Source organism: Pseudomonas sp. R5(2019), assembly GCF_009905435.1.
Classification (GTDB): Bacteria; Pseudomonadota; Gammaproteobacteria; order Pseudomonadales; family Pseudomonadaceae; genus Aquipseudomonas.
Genome location: NZ_JAAAMT010000020.1, coordinates 74,467 through 92,534, shown reverse-complemented (window position 1 = coordinate 92,534; position 18,068 = coordinate 74,467). Strand labels below are relative to the sequence as shown.

Annotated in this window: 13 protein-coding genes and 1 pseudogene; 4 read left to right on the top strand and 10 right to left on the bottom strand. The window is 58.9% G+C overall.

Features of this window, described 5'->3' with window-relative positions:
- From GUY40_RS15150 to GUY40_RS15140, 3 genes and pseudogenes are all read left to right on the top strand, one after another.
- Nucleotides 1–1,559: pseudogene (locus GUY40_RS15150) on the top strand (hypothetical protein); the annotation flags it as partial.
- Between the two features lie 2 nt (nucleotides 1,560–1,561).
- On the top strand, nucleotides 1,562–2,335 hold the full coding sequence (locus GUY40_RS28345) for a DUF6708 domain-containing protein (RefSeq protein ID WP_256675766.1): 774 nt from the start codon (nucleotides 1,562–1,564) through the stop codon (nucleotides 2,333–2,335).
- Between the two features lie 432 nt (nucleotides 2,336–2,767).
- Nucleotides 2,768–3,241 (top strand): DUF6708 domain-containing protein, encoded by a 474-nt coding sequence (locus GUY40_RS15140; RefSeq protein ID WP_166569723.1) that lies wholly within the window; start codon nucleotides 2,768–2,770, stop codon nucleotides 3,239–3,241.
- Between the two features lie 99 nt (nucleotides 3,242–3,340).
- On the opposite strand, the gene brnQ is transcribed toward GUY40_RS15140, so the two are convergent.
- The 10 genes from brnQ to sdhC all read right to left on the bottom strand — a co-directional run bounded on the left by brnQ (nucleotide 3,341) and on the right by sdhC (nucleotide 16,330).
- The gene (brnQ, locus tag GUY40_RS15135) at nucleotides 3,341–4,648 is read right to left on the bottom strand and encodes a branched-chain amino acid transport system II carrier protein (RefSeq protein WP_166569722.1); all 1,308 of its coding nucleotides are present in this window, start codon (nucleotides 4,646–4,648) and stop codon (nucleotides 3,341–3,343) included.
- Nucleotides 4,649–4,965: 317 nt separating this feature from the next.
- A complete protein-coding gene (gene sucD / locus GUY40_RS15130) occupies nucleotides 4,966–5,847 on the bottom strand; it encodes a succinate--CoA ligase subunit alpha (protein WP_166569721.1) in 882 nt (293 codons plus the stop codon).
- Nucleotides 5,847–7,013, bottom strand: a complete 1,167-nt coding sequence (gene sucC / locus GUY40_RS15125; protein WP_166569720.1) for an ADP-forming succinate--CoA ligase subunit beta — start codon at nucleotides 7,011–7,013, stop codon at nucleotides 5,847–5,849. Before sucC ends, sucD begins: the two co-directional genes overlap by 1 nt.
- Nucleotides 7,014–7,189: 176 nt before the next feature.
- Nucleotides 7,190–8,626 (bottom strand): dihydrolipoyl dehydrogenase, encoded by a 1,437-nt coding sequence (gene lpdA / locus GUY40_RS15120; protein WP_166569719.1) that lies wholly within the window; start codon nucleotides 8,624–8,626, stop codon nucleotides 7,190–7,192.
- 123 nt (nucleotides 8,627–8,749) lie between these two features.
- Nucleotides 8,750–9,964: a 2-oxoglutarate dehydrogenase complex dihydrolipoyllysine-residue succinyltransferase gene (odhB, locus tag GUY40_RS15115; protein ID WP_166569718.1), complete on the bottom strand. Its 1,215-nt coding sequence runs from the start codon at nucleotides 9,962–9,964 to the stop codon at nucleotides 8,750–8,752.
- Between the two features lie 41 nt (nucleotides 9,965–10,005).
- Complete coding sequence (locus GUY40_RS15110; protein WP_166569717.1) at nucleotides 10,006–12,837, bottom strand: 2-oxoglutarate dehydrogenase E1 component; 2,832 nt, start codon at nucleotides 12,835–12,837, stop codon at nucleotides 10,006–10,008.
- A gap of 252 nt (nucleotides 12,838–13,089) precedes the next feature.
- A complete protein-coding gene (locus GUY40_RS15105) occupies nucleotides 13,090–13,794 on the bottom strand; it encodes a succinate dehydrogenase iron-sulfur subunit (protein WP_166569716.1) in 705 nt (234 codons plus the stop codon).
- 11 nt (nucleotides 13,795–13,805) lie between these two features.
- Nucleotides 13,806–15,578, bottom strand: a complete 1,773-nt coding sequence (sdhA, locus tag GUY40_RS15100; protein ID WP_166569715.1) for a succinate dehydrogenase flavoprotein subunit — start codon at nucleotides 15,576–15,578, stop codon at nucleotides 13,806–13,808.
- 3 nt (nucleotides 15,579–15,581) lie between these two features.
- Nucleotides 15,582–15,950, bottom strand: a complete 369-nt coding sequence (sdhD, locus tag GUY40_RS15095; RefSeq protein ID WP_166569714.1) for a succinate dehydrogenase, hydrophobic membrane anchor protein — start codon at nucleotides 15,948–15,950, stop codon at nucleotides 15,582–15,584.
- A complete protein-coding gene (sdhC, locus tag GUY40_RS15090) occupies nucleotides 15,944–16,330 on the bottom strand; it encodes a succinate dehydrogenase, cytochrome b556 subunit (RefSeq protein ID WP_371924816.1) in 387 nt (128 codons plus the stop codon). The genes sdhD and sdhC overlap by 7 nt, the downstream gene beginning before the upstream one ends.
- Nucleotides 16,331–16,680: 350 nt before the next feature.
- Here sdhC and gltA point away from each other — a divergent pair, with 350 nt between their 5' ends.
- Nucleotides 16,681–17,970 carry a citrate synthase gene (gene gltA / locus GUY40_RS15085; RefSeq protein WP_166569713.1) on the top strand — a complete coding sequence of 430 codons (1,290 nt, stop codon included), beginning with the start codon at nucleotides 16,681–16,683 and terminating at the stop codon, nucleotides 17,968–17,970.
- The last annotated feature ends 98 nt before the right edge of the window (nucleotides 17,971–18,068 follow it).

Sequence of the window (18,068 nt, the reverse complement as noted above, 5' to 3'; positions counted from 1 at the left end):
TGCTGCGCTACAGCGGTCAGCGCATCACCCAGGTGGTGCTGACGCTGACGCTCGGCGAGTACCTGACACTGCTCAACGACACCCTCCACCAACGCACCGGCGAACTGCTCGCCAGCATCGACCAGCGATTCAACAAACCGGCGGCCAACAAGGTCCGCGCCATGGTCCTCAGCGGCGCCCTGAGCATCGCCAGCGCCCGGAACAACCGCACCCTGATCGACATCAGCGTCTGGACGCTGGAAAGCACCGAATCGCTGCTGGCCCGACTTTCGCAGCTGCGCGCGAGCGGCGATTTCGGCAGGGGTGAAGCTTTGCGCAGCATCCACATCGGCGCGGCGAGCCTGCAGGACAGCGCCGAGCGAGTCACGCAAAGCATGTCCATCGGCGCGGCGGAAGCTCGGCAGATGGCGACACAGGCCCTGCGCGGCATGCGTGACAACGCTGGAAACACGCTGTTGGTGTTGGGGAGTTTGTGGTTTGTGCAGGACAGCTTGCGCAATAACCTGAAGGCCCTTTCGCGGACGGCGGGTAGTAGTCATGACGAAGCGCTGGCGGCAGTCTGGTCGTCGTCGGTGGGGGTGATGGGGGTGGGCGTGGAGGCGGCGGGTGTGGCGCTGAAGGCGTTGCGGCCGGGGATAACGACGACTGTGGGTGGATTCATTAAACCCTTGGGGGACCGGGTGATGCAGTACGGCGGCGCGATTGCGGCGGTGGCCGGGATTATGGATGGGGTACAGTTTGGGTTGGCGGCGAATCGTGCAGCCCACCAAGGTGACTCGTCTGCATCTCGAAAGTATTTGGCTGCCGGAGTTGCTTCAGGTTTATCTGCTTATTTTGGAGTCGCAGGTGCAGTTACGTTAAACGCGGCTCTGTTGGGGCCGCTTGGAATCGCGATTGTTCTAGGTCTCACAGCCTATGCATTCGCTACTTTGGCAAAGAAGGCGGAGTCCACTGCGCTCGAACTCTGGGCTCGGCACAGCCTGTGGGGGTTGCCGAGACAGCACCGGCAATGGACCACCGCCGAGCATTACGACACCGCCGTCGCTGCCCTCAACGCCGCCGTGCTCGGCCTGACCGCCGAAGTGGGCATCCATACCCGCATTCGCCCCTTGGGCGGCAACCGCACCATCGGCATTGGCGCTTCAGTCGGTACCGACGTTCAATGGGCATCTTACCTTCGCTACGCCATCCAGCTACCCGGCTTTGTTCCCGGTGAATCTCGTTACGAATGGGCGCTCACCGTTTACCGCCCACACACCGCTGAACAAGTGATTGCCTGCGGCCGCAGCGACAGCACGCCGTCGTTGCAACCCGCACCCTTGCCGTCGCAAAACGACTATGACCACGACAGCACGCTGCCGCAACTGGAGCTAGACGAAGAGTCCAGCACGCTGCTGATTCGCGGCTCGATCGAGCTGGATACCTTCTACGACATCAACGCCGCGCAATTGACTGTCAGCTTCTGGCCGGACCGCAGCGATGAAGCCGGCCATGCCCATCTCATCATCAAGGAAGACAAGATGGACATTGCTAACCGCGATCGAAAGGACGGTAACTGAAGATGGCACGACCATTACTTGATCCGCCCTGTATAGGTTGGCAGGAGGATTTACCTGCGCCAGATCAGTTGCCTGCAATAGAGCCATCATTGGGGTATGACACCCCTAACTTTATGGATGATGTGTTTCTCGATTTCCCTCGACCTTTTTCATTAGCGCGCGGGGTAATCCTTTGGTTCGCACCATTTCTGGCACTTGGCGCCGTGTGGGCTCTATACAGTTTGCTGCCCACATATGAGGAAGAGTACGACTATGAATATCTGGGAATAGGTCTCTTTACATTTATAGTATGTATCTGGTCGTGTGCTCACTCATTGAAATCCAACCTATCCCCACCACGAGACTTACCCATACGCTTCAATCGTATCCGCCAAAAAATCTACATCTACCACTTCAAATACCGCTGGTGGAATCCCTTCGAGCGCTGGCTAGTGGTGCCGGTAGCGTACGACTGGTCTCAAGCCCGCGCCGAGCGCTGGAAACAGCATGGCTACACCGCTCAGGGCGGGGTCATCTTCAAATGGGGCGTGATGCTATCCATCGTCGCTCCCGGAACAAACAAGGTCATCGACCGATTCCACCTGAGCACCATGGGCGCTGACGAACACGCCTGGGCCTACATCTGCACCTACATGCAAAAAGGCCCCGAGGCACTGCCACCTCCTGAACCGCCGAAGGACCACAACGACGTGCCCTGGTACAACCTCGCGATGCGCCTGGCACCCAAAGTCCAATGGCCGGACGACATGGACCGTGAGTCGCGAACCGCACCATGAAGTTGAGGAAACAGTCTTGGGACTGACCGTCAGCTGCTGGCCAGACCGCAGCGACGAAACTGGCCATGCCCGCCTTATCGTCAAGGAAGAAAAGATGGACACAACAGCCGTGAATCAGAAGGACGGTAACTGAAGATGGCACGACCATTACTTCATCCGCCGTGTATCGGTTGGCGGGAGGATTTACCGGCGCCCGATGAACTGCTGACGGTAGTGCCTTCGTTGGGATTTGACTCACCCAATTATATGGATGAAGTCTATCTTGAGGTGTCCAGACCCTCCTTGCGAGCACGAGGTTTCCTTATATGGTTATCGCCCTTTGCAGTTCTGAGCTCTGTCGTCATTTTCATAATGCTCATATGGGCGTGGGACGATACTCACTTAGGGTTCGCCTTAGGGGTGGTTCCTGCAACCATACTGCTGGGTGTTTGGATGACATTTTGGATTCTGAAATTAACTATTGCACCTCCTCGCGATGAGCCCCTGCGCTTCAATCGAGCCCGGGAAAAGATCTACGCCTACAACTTCATATACAGTTGGTGGAATCCCTTCAAGCGTTGGTATGTAACGCCAGTCGCTTACGAATGGTCGCAAGTACGCGCCGAACGCTGGAGACAAACCAGCGCCACCCCCCACGGAGTCATCATCAGAATGGGCGTTGTCCTTTCCATTGTTGCGCCCGGATCCAACAAGGTCATCGACCGATTTCCTCTGAGCACCATGGGCGCCGACGAACATGCCTGGGCCTACATCTGCACCTACATGCAGAAGGGCCCCGAGGCACTGCCACCACCAGACCCACCCCAGGATCACAACGACGTGCCCTGGTACAACCTCACCCTGCGCCTGACCCCCAAAGTCCAGTGGCCGGAAGACATGGACCGCGAATCGCGAACCGCACCTTGAAACCCCAGCCGCATAACGCAAAAAGCCCCACAGCGGTAGCTGCAGGGCTTTTCCCAAGCGCCCGGGCTTGTGGCCCGCGACGCTTGCACCATCATTGAATCAGGCCAGCGCTTCGCTCGGCTTGCCGAGCAAGCGGTCAACCGCCACGGCACCGACCAGGGTAATCACCGAAGGCACCAACCAGGCCAGGCCTTGCTCGCTCATCGGCAGGTGCGCCAGAACACCTGGCAATTCAAAACCAGCACCTTTGAGTGCATCGATCACGCCGAATACAAACGAAACCAGCATCACCGGCGCCATGATTCGGGTCTGGGAGTGCCAGAAGCTGCTGCAGAAGCTCAAGGCCACCAGCACAATGCACGGCGGGTAGATAGCGGTCAGGACCGGAATCGAAAACGCGATCAGCTTGGTCAGGCCCAAGTTGGACACCAGCAGCGAGAAGCCTGCCAGCGCAACCACCAGGGTCTTGTAGGAGAGCGGCAATACCTGGCTGAAGTACTCGGCGCAGGCGCAAGTCAGGCCGACCGCCGTTACCAGGCAGGCCAACGCAATCAGCACCGCAAGGAAACCACTGCCAAGCGAGCCGAAGGTGTGCTGCACGTAGGCGTGCAGCACCGCCGCGCCGTTGGTGGCGGTCGCCGCGATGTCATGGCTGCCGGCACCCAGGCGGAACAGGCTGATGTAGACCAGGGCGAGGCCGACACCGGCGATCAGGCCGGCAATGATTGCATAGCGGGTGATCAGTTGCGGCGACTCGACGCCACGGGAGCGGATGGCATTGACGATGACAATGCCGAACACCAGTGCGCCCAGGGTATCCATGGTCAGGTAACCATTGATAAAGCCTTGGGAGAACGGAGCAGCCACATAGGCGGGCTGGGCTTCGCCGATGCTGCCCGCTGGCAAGGCGAACGCAGCGATGCCGAGCATGGCCAGGGCAATGATCTTCAACGGGGCCAGGAAGCGACCGACCGTATCGAGCAGACGGCCCGGGTACATCGACACCGCCAGCACCACGATGAAATACACCAGGCTGTAGATAAACAGCGCCAACGGGCTTTCACCGGTCAACGGCGCGACACCCACTTCGAAGGACACCGTCGCGGTGCGCGGGGTAGCGAACAGCGGGCCCACCGCCAGGTAAGCCGCCGCGGCCAGCAAGCCACCGGCAACCTTGCCGATCGGGCTGCTCAGCGCGTCCATGCCGCCACCGACCTTGGCCAGTGCAACGACGGTGACCACCGGCAAGCCGACTGCGGTGATCAGAAAGCCCAGCGCCGCCATCCAGACATGAGGACCGGACTGCAGACCGACGATAGGAGGGAAGATGATATTGCCAGCACCGACGAACAACGCAAACGTCATAAAACCAAGCGCCAGGATGTCCTGGCCTTTCAACACTTTCATTAAGGAAATACCACACTACTGAATCGGAATTAGAGGGGGACTTCCCTATGGGTGAGGGAAATGCAGCCCGTCCGGATGGGACAGACCCGTTAAGCGCGCCCGCGCCCTTTTGGGGAGCCGACACAAAATGGCGCACAGTGTAACCAAGTTGCACCTTCAACGCACCGCTGCCTGGCGGGGTGTCCGATGAGTGAACCTGATTGTCGCTTGGGTGACAGCAATTACTCACAAATACGTAACATGTTATGAAAGGTACACAACGACAAAGGCCACCCGAAGGTGGCCTTTGTTGGTGGAACGTCAACTAAGCGCGAGGCTTACTTGGCTTCCCAACCGGTCAGCTCGGCCAAGGCCTTGCCGATGTCTGCCAGCGAACGCACGGTTTTCACGCCTGCGTCTTGCAGCGCAGCGAATTTCTCGTCTGCAGTGCCTTTGCCGCCAGAGATGATTGCGCCCGCATGGCCCATGCGCTTGCCCGCAGGGGCAGTCACACCAGCGATGTAGGAAACAACTGGCTTGGTCACGTGTGCCTTGATGTAGGCAGCCGCTTCTTCTTCAGCCGAACCGCCGATCTCACCAATCATGACGATCGCTTCGGTCTTCGGGTCTTCCTGGAACAGCTTCAGGATGTCGATGAAGTTGGAGCCCGGGATCGGGTCACCACCGATACCGACGCAGGTGGACTGACCGAAACCGGCGTCAGTGGTCTGCTTGACGGCTTCATAGGTCAGGGTGCCGGAACGGGAAACGATACCGACTTTGCCTGGCAAGTGAATGTGACCTGGCATGATGCCGATCTTGCACTCGCCCGGAGTGATGACGCCTGGGCAGTTAGGGCCGATCAGGGTAACACCCAGCTCGTCGCACTTGACCTTGGCATCCAGCATGTCCAGGGTAGGAATGCCTTCAGTGATGCAGACGATCAGCTTGATGCCGCCGAAGGCAGCTTCCAGGATCGAGTCTTTGCAGAAAGGAGCTGGAACGTAGATAACCGAAGCGTCAGCGCCGGTAGCTTCTACAGCTTCTTTCACAGTGTTGAACACTGGCAGGCCCAGGTGAGTGGTGCCGCCTTTGCCCGGAGTCACGCCGCCAACCATTTTGGTGCCGTAGGCAATGGCTTGTTCGGAGTGGAAAGTACCCTGCGAGCCGGTGAAGCCCTGGCAGATGACTTTGGTGTCTTTATTGATCAGGACGCTCATTACTTGCCCTCCGCAGCTTTGACAACTTGTTGAGCAGCGTCGGTCAGGCTGGTTGCCGCGATGATGTTCAAACCGCTTTCTGCCAGTACTTTGGCGCCCAGTTCAGCGTTGTTGCCTTCCAGACGAACAACAACCGGCACTTTAACGCCGACTTCTTTCACTGCACCGATGATGCCTTCGGCAATCATGTCGCAACGAACGATGCCGCCGAAGATGTTGACCAGAACGGCCGCGACGTTGGAGTCGGACAGAATGATCTTGAACGCTTCGGTTACGCGCTCTTTGGTTGCGCCGCCACCTACGTCGAGGAAGTTGGCTGGCTTGCCGCCGTGCAGGTTGACGATGTCCATGGTACCCATGGCCAGGCCAGCACCGTTGACCATGCAACCGATGTTGCCTTCCAGAGCCACGTAGTTCAGCTCGAAGCTGGCAGCGTGGGCTTCACGAGGATCGTCCTGGGACGGGTCGTGGAAGGTTTTCAGCTTGGGCTGACGGTACATGGCGTTGGCGTCGATGTTGATCTTCGCGTCCAGGCAGTGCAGATCGCCATCAGCCTTGATCACCAGCGGGTTCACTTCCAGCAGGGCCAGGTCGTGTTCCTTGAACAGCTTGGCCAGGCCAACGAAGATCTTGGCGAACTGAGCAACTTGCTTGCCTTCCAGACCCAGCTGGAAAGCCAACTCGCGACCCTGGAATGGCTGAGCGCCAACCAGTGGATCGATAGTAGCCTTGATGATTTTTTCAGGAGTGTCGTGAGCGACTTTCTCGATGTCCACGCCACCTTCGGTGGAGGCCATGAACACGATACGACGGCTCGAGCGGTCGACAACTGCGCCCAGATACAGCTCTTTGGCGATATCGGTGCAGGATTCGACCAGGATCTTGGTCACTGGCTGACCGTTGGCATCAGTCTGGTAAGTCACCAGACGCTTGCCCAACCATTGCGCAGCGAACGCCTTGGCGTCTTCTTTGCTGCGAACCAGCTTGACGCCGCCCGCTTTACCGCGACCACCGGCGTGGACCTGGGCTTTTACAACCCACTCACTGCCACCGATTTTTTCGCAGGCTTCTGCTGCCGCTTCAGGGGTGTCGACTGCGAAACCCTTGGATACTGGCAGGCCGTATTCAGCGAACAGCTGCTTACCCTGATACTCGTGAAGGTTCATGCTTTTTACCGTCTTCGTTAGGTACTGCGCTTCGGCGCTGCACTTTTATAGGTGCCGCACCACCTGTGACCGCTTACCTGCGCAGTGAACTGCGCAGGATCGAGTCCGGCGGACTTTCCGCGGTGAGCCATGCACGCAAGACTCACGACGGGCCGTCCACCGTGGTTTCTTATTGTTTAACGCTTTTTACGGTTGGCTATGTGAATCGCACCGCCGTTAACGGCCAGTGCAGCTTCATGCAGCGCTTCGGACAGGGTCGGATGGGAGAAAACCATCATGCCCAGGTCTTCAGCGCTGGTGCCGAATTCCATTGCGATTGCACCCTGCTGAACCAGTTCGGCAGCGCTTGGGCCAATCACGTGAACACCCAGAACGCGGTCAGTCTTGGCATCGGCGATGACCTTGACGAAACCACCGGTATCGTTGGCTGCCATGGCGCGGCCGCTGGCGGCGAACGGGAAGGTGCCCACGTTAACCTCAACGCCTTCGGCCTTCAAGGTTTGTTCGGTTTTGCCGACCCACGCGATTTCCGGGTGGGTGTAGATAACCGAAGGGATCAGGTCGTAGTTCATCTGGGCCTTGTGGCCCTTGATGCGCTCGACGACCATGATGCCCTCTTCCGAGGCCTTGTGCGCCAGCATCATGCCACGAACCACGTCACCGATGGCGTAGACGCCCGGTACGCTGGTCGCGCAGTTATCGTCAACAAACACGAAACCGCGCTCGTCGATGGTCACACCGCTGTCAGCTGCCAGCAGGTCGGTGGTCACTGGACGGCGACCAACGGCTACGATCAGCTTGTCGAAAGTGATGTTCTGTTCGCCGTTGGCATCGGTGTAGGTCACAACGACTTCTTCGCCATTGACCTTGGAACCGGTGACGCGAGCGCCCAGCTTGATGTCCAGACCTTGCTTGGTCAGGGTCTTCTGAGCTTCCTTGGAGACGGCAGCGTCAGCGGCCATCAGGAAGGTGTCCAGTGCTTCCAGGACAGTCACCTGAGCACCCAGGCGCGACCAGACCGAACCCAGTTCCAGGCCGATCACGCCAGCGCCGATGACGCCCAGGCGTTTTGGAACGGTCTGGAATTCCAGCGCGCCGGTGGAGTCGACGATGACGTTCTGATCGACCGGAGCCGGTGGAATGTCGATCGGACGCGAACCGGAAGCCAGGATCACGTTTTCGGCTTCGATGATTTCAACAGTGCCATCAGCCTTGGCGACTTCGACTTTCTTGCCAGCCAGCAGCTTGCCGTGGCCCTGAATCGAAGTAACGCCGTTGGCCTTGAACAGGGTGGCAACACCGCTGGTCAGGTTCTTGACGATGCCAGCCTTGCGGCCAACCATCGCGGCGACGTCCATCTTGACTTCACCCGTCGAGATACCGTGGACGTTGAAGCTCTCTTTGGCTTCCTTGTACTTCCAGGAGCTGTCCAGCAGCGCCTTGGAAGGAATGCAACCTACGTTCAGGCAGGTGCCGCCGAGGGCGAGCTTGCCTTCGCCGTCGGTATATTTCTCGATGCAGGCAGTCGACAGACCGAGTTGGGCAGCCTTAATAGCAGCCACATAGCCACCAGGGCCAGCGCCAATCACTACCACGTCGAATTTCTGGGTCATAAAACATTCCTTATCGAATCAAACCGGACGACCCCTTGAGGGGGCCGCCTTGGGACGAAGCTGAATCTTTCGGCATGCGTCTGCGCCCACCCATGAGGGCGAGCGCAGGCACAGCAAGCGTGATCAGATGTCCAGCAGCAGACGAGCCGGATCTTCCAGCAGGTTCTTGATGGTCACCAGGAAGGTCACAGCTTCTTTGCCGTCGATCAAACGGTGATCGTAGGACAGTGCCAAGTACATCATCGGACGGATGACAACTTGACCGTTGACTGCCATAGGGCGCTGCAGAATGTTGTGCATGCCCAGGATGGCTGCCTGCGGCGGGTTGACGATCGGAGTCGACATCATCGAACCGAAGGTACCGCCGTTGGTGATGGTGAAGGTGCCGCCAGTCATCTCTTCGATGGACAGCTTGCCGTCACGGGCTTTTTTGCCGAAGGTGGCGATGCCGCCTTCGATTTCGGCCAGGCTCATCAGCTCGGCGTTACGCAGAACCGGTACGACCAGGCCGCGGTCGCTGGAAACGGCAACACCCACGTCGGCGTAGCCGTGGTAAACGATGTCGCTGCCGTCGATCGAGGCGTTGACTGCCGGGAAGCGCTTCAGCGCTTCGGTAGCGGCCTTGACGAAGAACGACATGAAGCCCAGACGCACGCCGTTGTGCGACTTCTCGAACAGGTCCTTGTACTTCGAACGCAGCGCCATGACTTCGGTCATGTCGACTTCGTTGAAGGTGGTCAGCATAGCCATGTTCGATTGAGCTTCAACCAGACGCTCGGCAACCTTGGCACGCAGGCGGGTCATCGGCACACGCTTCTCGGTGCGGTCGCCAGCGGCCATGACGGGGGCCGCGGCAGCGGCAGCAGGCTTGGCAGGCGCGGCAGCCGGAGCGGATTTCTTCGCTACGATGGCAGCGACGACGTCTTCCTTGGTCACGCGGCCGTCTTTGCCGGTGCCTTTGACGCTGTTCAGGTTGATGCCGTTTTCTTCGGCCAGCTTGCGAGCAGCCGGAGCGCCGATGGCGTCTTCAGCTTCGTTCGCGGCCGCTGGAGCAGCAGCGACTGCAGCAGGTGCTGCGGCAGCAGGGGCGGCAGCAGCGCCGCCTTCGGTGATGGAGCCGAGGATTTCGTCGGACAGGACAGTTTCGCCCTCGCCCTTGACGATCGCACCCAGTACGCCGTCAGCAGTCGCCAGGACTTCGAGCACGACCTTGTCGGTTTCGATGTCGACGATCAGCTCGTCACGCTTGACGGCCTCGCCCGGTTGTTTGTGCCAGGTGGCAACGGTGCCATCGGCAACCGATTCCGGGAAAGTTGGGGCTTTGATCTCGATAGCCATTATCAGTGGTTCCTTAAATTCGGTTTCTATGCACGAAGGCGTTAAACAGTGAAGGCATCTTGCAGCAGTTGTTCCTGCTGCTCGGCGTGCATCGACGCGTAACCACAGGCAGGCGCGGCAGAAGCTTCGCGGCCGGCGTATTCCAGGCCCAGGGCCTTGTTGTGGTTACCGATGCTGCGACGCAGGTGATGCTGACTGCTATACCAGGCACCCTGGTTCATCGGTTCTTCCTGACACCACACCACGTTGGTGAGGTTGGTGTAAGGCGCGATGGCCTCCATCAGGTCGTCTTCCGGGAACGGATAAAGCTGCTCGATACGCACGATGGCGATGTCTTCGCGGCCTTCGGCACGGCGTTTTTCCAGCAGGTCGTAGTAGACCTTGCCGCTGCACAGGATCAGGCGAGTGACCTTGGCCGCATCCAGCGTGTCGATTTCCGGGATGATGGTCTGGAACGAACCTTCGGCCAGATCTTCCAGGGTCGAGACGGCCAGCTTGTGGCGCAACAGCGACTTGGGCGTCAATACAACCAGCGGTTTGCGCAGCGGACGGATCACCTGACGGCGCAACAGATGGTAGATCTGTGCCGGGGTGGTCGGTACGCAGACCTGGATGTTGTGCTCGGCGCACAGCTGCAGGTAGCGCTCAAGGCGTGCCGAGGAGTGCTCCGGCCCCTGCCCTTCGTAACCGTGTGGCAGCAGCATGGTCAGACCGCACAGACGGCCCCACTTGTGCTCGCCGCTGGTGATGAACTGGTCGATTACAACCTGTGCACCGTTGGCGAAGTCGCCGAACTGGGCTTCCCAGATCACCAGCGCGTTTGGCGAGGTGGTGGAGTAGCCGTATTCGAAGGCCAATACCGCTTCTTCGGACAGGAACGAATCGTACAGGTCGAAACGTGGCTGGCCTTCGTAGAGGTTCTGCAGCGGCACGTAAGTGCTCGCGTCCTTCTGGTTGTGCAGGACCGCGTGACGGTGCGAGAAGGTGCCGCGGCCGATGTCCTGGCCGGTCATGCGCACAGGGTGACCTTCGAACGCCAGGGTCGCGTACGCCATGGTTTCGGCGTAACCCCAGTTGATCGGCAGGCCGCCGGCTTGCATCTTCTGACGGTCTTCGTAGATCTTCGAAACCTGGCGCTGAACCACGAAGCCTTCTGGAATTTCCAGCAGCTTGGCAGACAGTTCCTGCAGGGTTTTCAGATCGAAGCGAGTGTCGTGACGCGCAGTCCACGCATGGCCCAGGTACGGACGCCAGTCCACGAACAACTCTTTGTTCGGTTCCTTGACCAGGCTTTTCACCACGTGCAGACCGTTGTCCAGCGCGTTGCGGTACTCGTCGACCTTGGCCTGAACACTGGCCACGTCCTGCATGCCGCTCTTGACCAGGCTCTCGGCATACAGCTCACGGGTGGTGCGCTGTTTGGCGATCTGCTGATACATCAGTGGCTGGGTGCCGCTTGGCTCGTCGGCCTCGTTGTGGCCGCGACGACGGTAGCAGACCAGGTCGATGACCACGTCACGCTTGAACTGCATGCGGTAGTCAACGGCGAGCTGGGTCACGAACAGCACGGCTTCCGGATCATCACCGTTAACGTGCAGGATCGGCGCCTGAATCATCTTGGCAACGTCGGTCGCGTACTCGGTGGAGCGCGAGTCACGCGGGTTGCTGATGGTGAAACCGACCTGGTTGTTGATGACGATGTGCACCGTGCCGCCGGTCTTGAAACCGCGGGTCTGGGACATCTGGAAGGTTTCCAGCACCACACCCTGACCTGCGAACGCCGCGTCACCGTGCAGGGAGATCGGCAGTACCTTGTCACCGACCGTGTCGTTGCGACGGTCCTGACGGGCACGCACCGAACCTTCGACCACAGGCGATACGATTTCCAGGTGGGACGGGTTGAACGCCATGGCCAGGTGAACTTCACCGCCTGCGGTCATCACGTTGGACGAGAAGCCCTGGTGGTATTTCACGTCACCGGAACCGAGCTCGACCTTCTTCTTGCCTTCGAACTCGTCGAACAGCTCGCGCGGGTTCTTGCCGAAGGTGTTGACCAGAACGTTCAGACGGCCACGGTGGGCCATGCCGATCACGACTTCCTTGGTACCGTAGGAGCCGGAACGCTGGATCATCTCGTCGAGCATCGGGATCAGGCTTTCGCCACCTTCCAGACCGAAACGCTTGGTGCCCGGGTATTTGGTACCCAGGTACTTTTCAAGGCCTTCGGCAGCGGTGACGCGCTCGAGCACGTGGTTCTTGATTTCAGCGGAGTACACCGGACGCCCACGCACGCTTTCCAGACGCTGCTGGAACCAGCTGCGCTGCTCGGAATCGGTGATGTGGGTAAACTCGGAGCCGATGGTGCGGCAATATGTCTGCTGCAAAGCTTCGAGAATTTCGCGTAGGCTCGCTTCCTCCTTGCCGATAACCAGGTCGCCGGCACGGAAGGTCGTATCAAGATCGGCATTGGTCAAGCCGTAATGATTGATCGACAGGTCTACTGGCGCAGGGCGCTTCCACAACCCCAGAGGGTCGAGTTGAGCGGCTTGATGGCCGCGCATACGGTAGGCCTGGATCAGTCGCAATACTTCAACCTGCTTCTTCTCGTGTTCGCTGCTCACGCTGCCGACAGATACCGGTTGGGCGCGGCGCTGGTTCTTTGCCAGCAGTACGAAATGGTCGCGGATTGTAGAGTGCGATACATCGGTAGCAGTGCTGCCTTCGGCGGGCAACTTCTGGAAGTAAGTGCGCCACTCTTCTGGCACAGCGTTAGGGTCGTGCAGGTAGAGCTCATAGAGCTCTTCCACATAGGCAGCGTTACCACCTGACAGGTGGGCGCTGTTCCACATGCGCTGCATCACGCTTTCTTGCATGCTTGGTCACCCTCGGTTAGGGGCGTGAATCGGCAAGTGGCCAAAGAAAGCGCTTGTACAGTCAAAGTGCAGCGACTGAACCGAGCCACTAACCAAGGTCCTGCGGATTTTCCGGGTACCAGCCCGGATGCCCCTGCTGGTCTCATATCTTCGAAAGTAAGAGTTCGGGCTTTGTGAGCCCTCGCTCGAGTTGCACCTCGGTGCGGACAAGGGTCCGCACGTCGGTGTGCTACGGGTACAACACTTTTAGAATCAGGTACCGCTTTGCAGCAACATGTTACGTACGTGGCCGATTGCCTTGGTCGGGTTCAGACCTTTAGGGCAGACGTTCACGCAGTTCATGATTCCGCGGCAGCGGAATACGCTGAACGGGTCATCCAGGGCAGCCAGACGTTCCTCGGTCTTGTTGTCACGGCTGTCTGCCAGGAAGCGATACGCTTGCAGCAGTGCAGCTGGACCCAGGAACTTGTCGGGGTTCCACCAGAACGACGGGCAGGAAGTCGAGCAGCAAGCGCACAGGATGCACTCGTACAGACCATCCAGCTTTTCACGTTCTTCCGGCGATTGCAGACGCTCGATGGCCGGTGGCGGCGTATCGTTCTGCAGGAATGGCTTCACCTTCTCGTACTGCTTGTAGAAGATGCTCATATCGACGACCAGGTCACGAATTACCGGCAAACCCGGCAACGGACGGACGACCAACTTGTTACCTTTGACGACAGAAGACAGCGGCGTGATGCACGCCAGGCCGTTTTTGCCGTTGATGTTCATGCCATCGGAACCACAAACGCCTTCACGGCAAGAGCGACGATAGGAGAAGCCTTCGTCCTGCTCTTTGATCAGGGCCAGCACGTCCAGAACCATCAGGTCCTTGCCGCCGGTATCGACGTCGAATACCTGGGTTTTCGGCGCCGAGTCCGTGTCCGGGTTGTAACGATAAACTTCGACTTTCAACATGTCGGCCACCCTTAGTAAGTCCGGACTTTAGGCTCGAAAGCCGGTACGGTTTTCGGCGAGAAGTTAACACCACGCTTGGCAACGCGCTTCTCACCCGGGAAGTACAGGGTGTGGCACAGCCAGTTTTCATCGTCACGGTCTTCGAAGTCTTCACGGGCGTGAGCGCCGCGGGACTCTTTACGCACTTCTGCAGCGATGGCGGTGGCTTCGGCCACTTCCAGCAGGTTCTGCAGTTCCAGTGCTTCGATACGTGCGGTGTTGAACGCCTGGGACTTGTCGTTGATCTTGACGTTGGCGATGCGCTCGCGCAGGCCGGCCAGCTGGGCAATACCCTTCTGCATGTATTCGCCGGTACGGAATACACCGAAGTAGTTCTGCATGCAGCTTTGCAGTTCGCGACGCAGGGTTGCCACGTCTTCACCGCTGGTACGCTCGTTGAGCTTGTTCAGGCGGTTCAGGGCTACTTCGACGTCAGTGTCGCTGGCGTCGCGATACTCGATGCCTTCGGTCAGGGCTTTTTCCAGGTGCAGGCCGGCAGCGCGGCCGAATACCACCAGGTCGAGCAGCGAGTTGCCGCCCAGGCGGTTGGCACCGTGGACCGATACGCACGCCACTTCACCCACTGCGAACAGGCCAGGGATGATGGTGTCGACGCCGTCGGCGTCCTGAGTGATTGCCTGGCCATGAATGTTGGTGGCAACGCCGCCCATCATATAGTGGCAAGTCGGAACAACCGGAACAGGCGCAACAACCGGGTCAACGTGAGCGAAGGTCTTGGACAGCTCACAGATGCCTGGCAGGCGGCTGTGGAGGACTTCTTCACCCAGGTGGTCGAGCTTGAGCATCACGTGGTCGCCATTCGGGCCACAGCCGTTACCGGCGATGATCTCTTTAACCATGGAACGGGCCACAACGTCACGACCGGCAAGGTCTTTGGCGTTGGGCGCATAACGCTCCATGAAACGCTCGCCGTGCTTGTTGATGAGATAACCACCCTCACCACGGCAACCTTCGGTCACCAGTACACCTGCGCCGGCGATGCCGGTTGGGTGGAACTGCCACATTTCGATGTCCTGCACCGGCACGCCGGCACGCAGGGCCATGCCAACGCCGTCACCGGTGTTGATCAGGGCGTTGGTGGTGGACGAATAGATGCGACCCGCACCACCGGTGGCCAGTACAGTGGCCTTGGAACGGATGAAAACGGTTTCGCCGGTTTCGATGCAGATGGCGATCACACCGACGAACGCGCCGTCCTGGTTCTTGACCAGATCGACCGCGTACCACTCGTTCAGGAAGGTGGTGCCGGCTTTCAGGTTGCCCTGATAAAGGGTGTGCAGCAGTGCGTGACCGGTACGGTCGGACGCAGCGCAGGTACGCGCAGCCTGGCCGCCCTTGCCGAAGTCCTTGGACTGGCCACCGAACGGACGCTGGTAGATACGGCCCTGCTCGGTACGGGAGAACGGCAGACCCATGTGATCCAGCTCGAAGACCGCTTGCGGGCCTTCCTGACACATGTATTCGATAGCGTCCTGGTCACCGATGTAGTCGGACCCCTTGACGGTATCGTACATGTGCCAGCGCCAGTCATCGTTCGGGTCTGCCGACGCGATGGCGCAGGTGATGCCGCCCTGGGCCGACACAGTGTGCGAACGGGTCGGGAATACCTTGGTGATCACTGCAGTCTTGTGGCCGCCCTGGGCCAACTGCAATGCGGCACGCATGCCGGCGCCGCCACCACCAATGATGATGGCGTCGTAGGAAATCGTTGGAATGTTAGCCATGAATCAGATACCCCAGAGAATCTGCACACCCCAGACGAAGTACGCGAACATCGCAACGCCGCATACAGCCTGGAACAGGAAACGGATGACAGTCGCCGACTTGCCGAACGCCATTGGCGTCAGGTAGTCAGTTGCGATGGTCCACATGCCGACCCAGGCGTGAGCACCCAGGGCAACCAGGGCCAGCAGACTGAAAATGCGCATTCCGGTATGGGAGAACAGATCGTGCCATTGGGCGTACTCGATGCCCGGGTAGGCTACGATGTATCCGATCAGAAAGATGAAATAAGCCGCGAGAACGACCGCAGAAACGCGTTGCGCCATCCAGTCATAGAGGCCCGAACGCGACAGGTTCGTGACGTTAGTTACCATATCCAGACTCCCGCCAGAACGATCGCCACCACGGAGACGGCGATGACAATTTTCGAGCCCAGTTTGCCGCCTTCCAGCGTCTCACCGATGCCCATGTCCATGATCAGATGGCGCACACCGGCCACCAGGTGATACAGCAAGGCGGACAGCAGGCCCCAAATCACAAGCTTGGCCAGCGGACTGGTCAAACACGCCTTCACCTCGCCGAAGCCTTCCTCGGAATCCAGGGATTTACCCAATGCGTAAAGCATGATGGCAATGCCCAGGAAGAGAATGACACCGGAGATACGGTGAAGAATGGACGTGTAAGCAGTGACAGGGAGTTTGATGGTCCTTAGGTCTAGGTTTACAGGTCGTTGGCTTTTCACGGCTTTTTTCACACTGAAGAGCCCCTAGCAAGCAGGGCAAAGTTGTTGGGAAGTGCACTGGTCAGGTACCCACCACCCACGGAGTGCGACCCCCAGAAAGACGGGCTTGCAAGCCCCTGGCGGTCGGGTGCCGAGTATAGACAGTTAGGCTACTAATGACAACGCAAAGGCCTACCCCAAATAGCTGATTGCGTTAGTGGAACAAAAGGCGTAAATGGCAGGGATTTTCGAGGAAAAACAACGCTCGGGGCCTGATCCACCCCTACTTTAAGCAAATTGACTTTCGAATTTATCTCACTATAGTGGTGCGGGCCCTGCGTGGGGGGTCTGTCAGATGATATCAAGCATTAATAGGAGGCCACATGGCTGACAAAAAAGCGCAGTTGATCATCGAGGGCACTGCCCCCGTCGAGCTGCCCATTTTAACCGGCACCGTTGGTCCCGATGTTATCGACGTTAGAGGGCTGGGGGCCACGGGCCGCTTCACTTTCGACCCCGGTTTCATGGCGACCGCTTCGTGCGAGTCGAAGATCACCTACATCGACGGCGACAATGGTGTCCTGCTGCACCGCGGCTACCCGATCGAGCAACTCGCCGAACAATCCGACTACCTGGAAACCTGCTACCTGCTGCTGAACGGCGAACTGCCGAATGCAGAGCAGAAGGCCCAGTTCGTCAGCACCGTGAAAAACCACACCATGGTTCACGAGCAGTTGAAGTCCTTCTTCAACGGCTTCCGCCGCGACGCCCACCCGATGGCAGTCATGTGCGGCGTGGTCGGCGCCCTGTCGGCGTTCTACCATGACTCCCTGGACATCAAAAACCCGCAGCATCGCGAAATCTCCGCGGTCCGCCTGGTTGCCAAGATGCCGACCCTGGCAGCGATGGTTTACAAGTACTCCATGGGCCAACCCATGATGTACCCGCGCAACGACCTGACATACGCGGAAAACTTCCTGCACATGATGTTCAACACCCCGTGCGAGATCAAACCGATCAGCCCGGTGCTCGCCAAGGCCATGGACCGGATCTTCATCCTCCATGCCGACCACGAGCAGAACGCATCGACCTCCACCGTTCGTCTGGCGGGTTCTTCGGGCGCCAACCCGTTCGCCTGTATCGCCGCCGGTATCGCTGCACTGTGGGGCCCTGCCCACGGCGGCGCCAACGAAGCGGTCTTGACCATGCTCGATGAAATCGGCGATGTCTCGAACATCGACACCTACATCGCCAAGGCCAAGGACAAGAACGATCCGTTCAAACTGATGGGCTTCGGTCATCGCGTGTACAAAAACCGCGACCCACGCGCCACCGTCATGAAACAGACCTGTGACGAAGTGCTGCGCGAGCTGGGCATCACGAACGATCCACAGCTGGAACTGGCCATGCGCCTGGAAGAGATCGCCCTGACCGACCCGTACTTCATCGAGCGCTCGCTGTACCCGAACGTCGACTTCTACTCGGGCATCATTCTGAAGGCAATCGGCATTCCAACCAGCATGTTCACCGTGATCTTCGCCCTGGCGCGGACCGTCGGCTGGATCTCCCACTGGAAAGAAATGCTCTCCAGCCCGTACAAGATTGGCCGTCCACGCCAGCTGTACACCGGCTATGAGCAGCGCGACATTCCTAACCTGGAAGATCGCAAGTAAGCCCTGCCTGCAGAGCCGAACATAAAAAAGCTGCCCCGGGCAGCTTTTTTTATGGGTGAAAACTTCAATTTACAGCCAGTACAGTTCAGAAAAAAAAC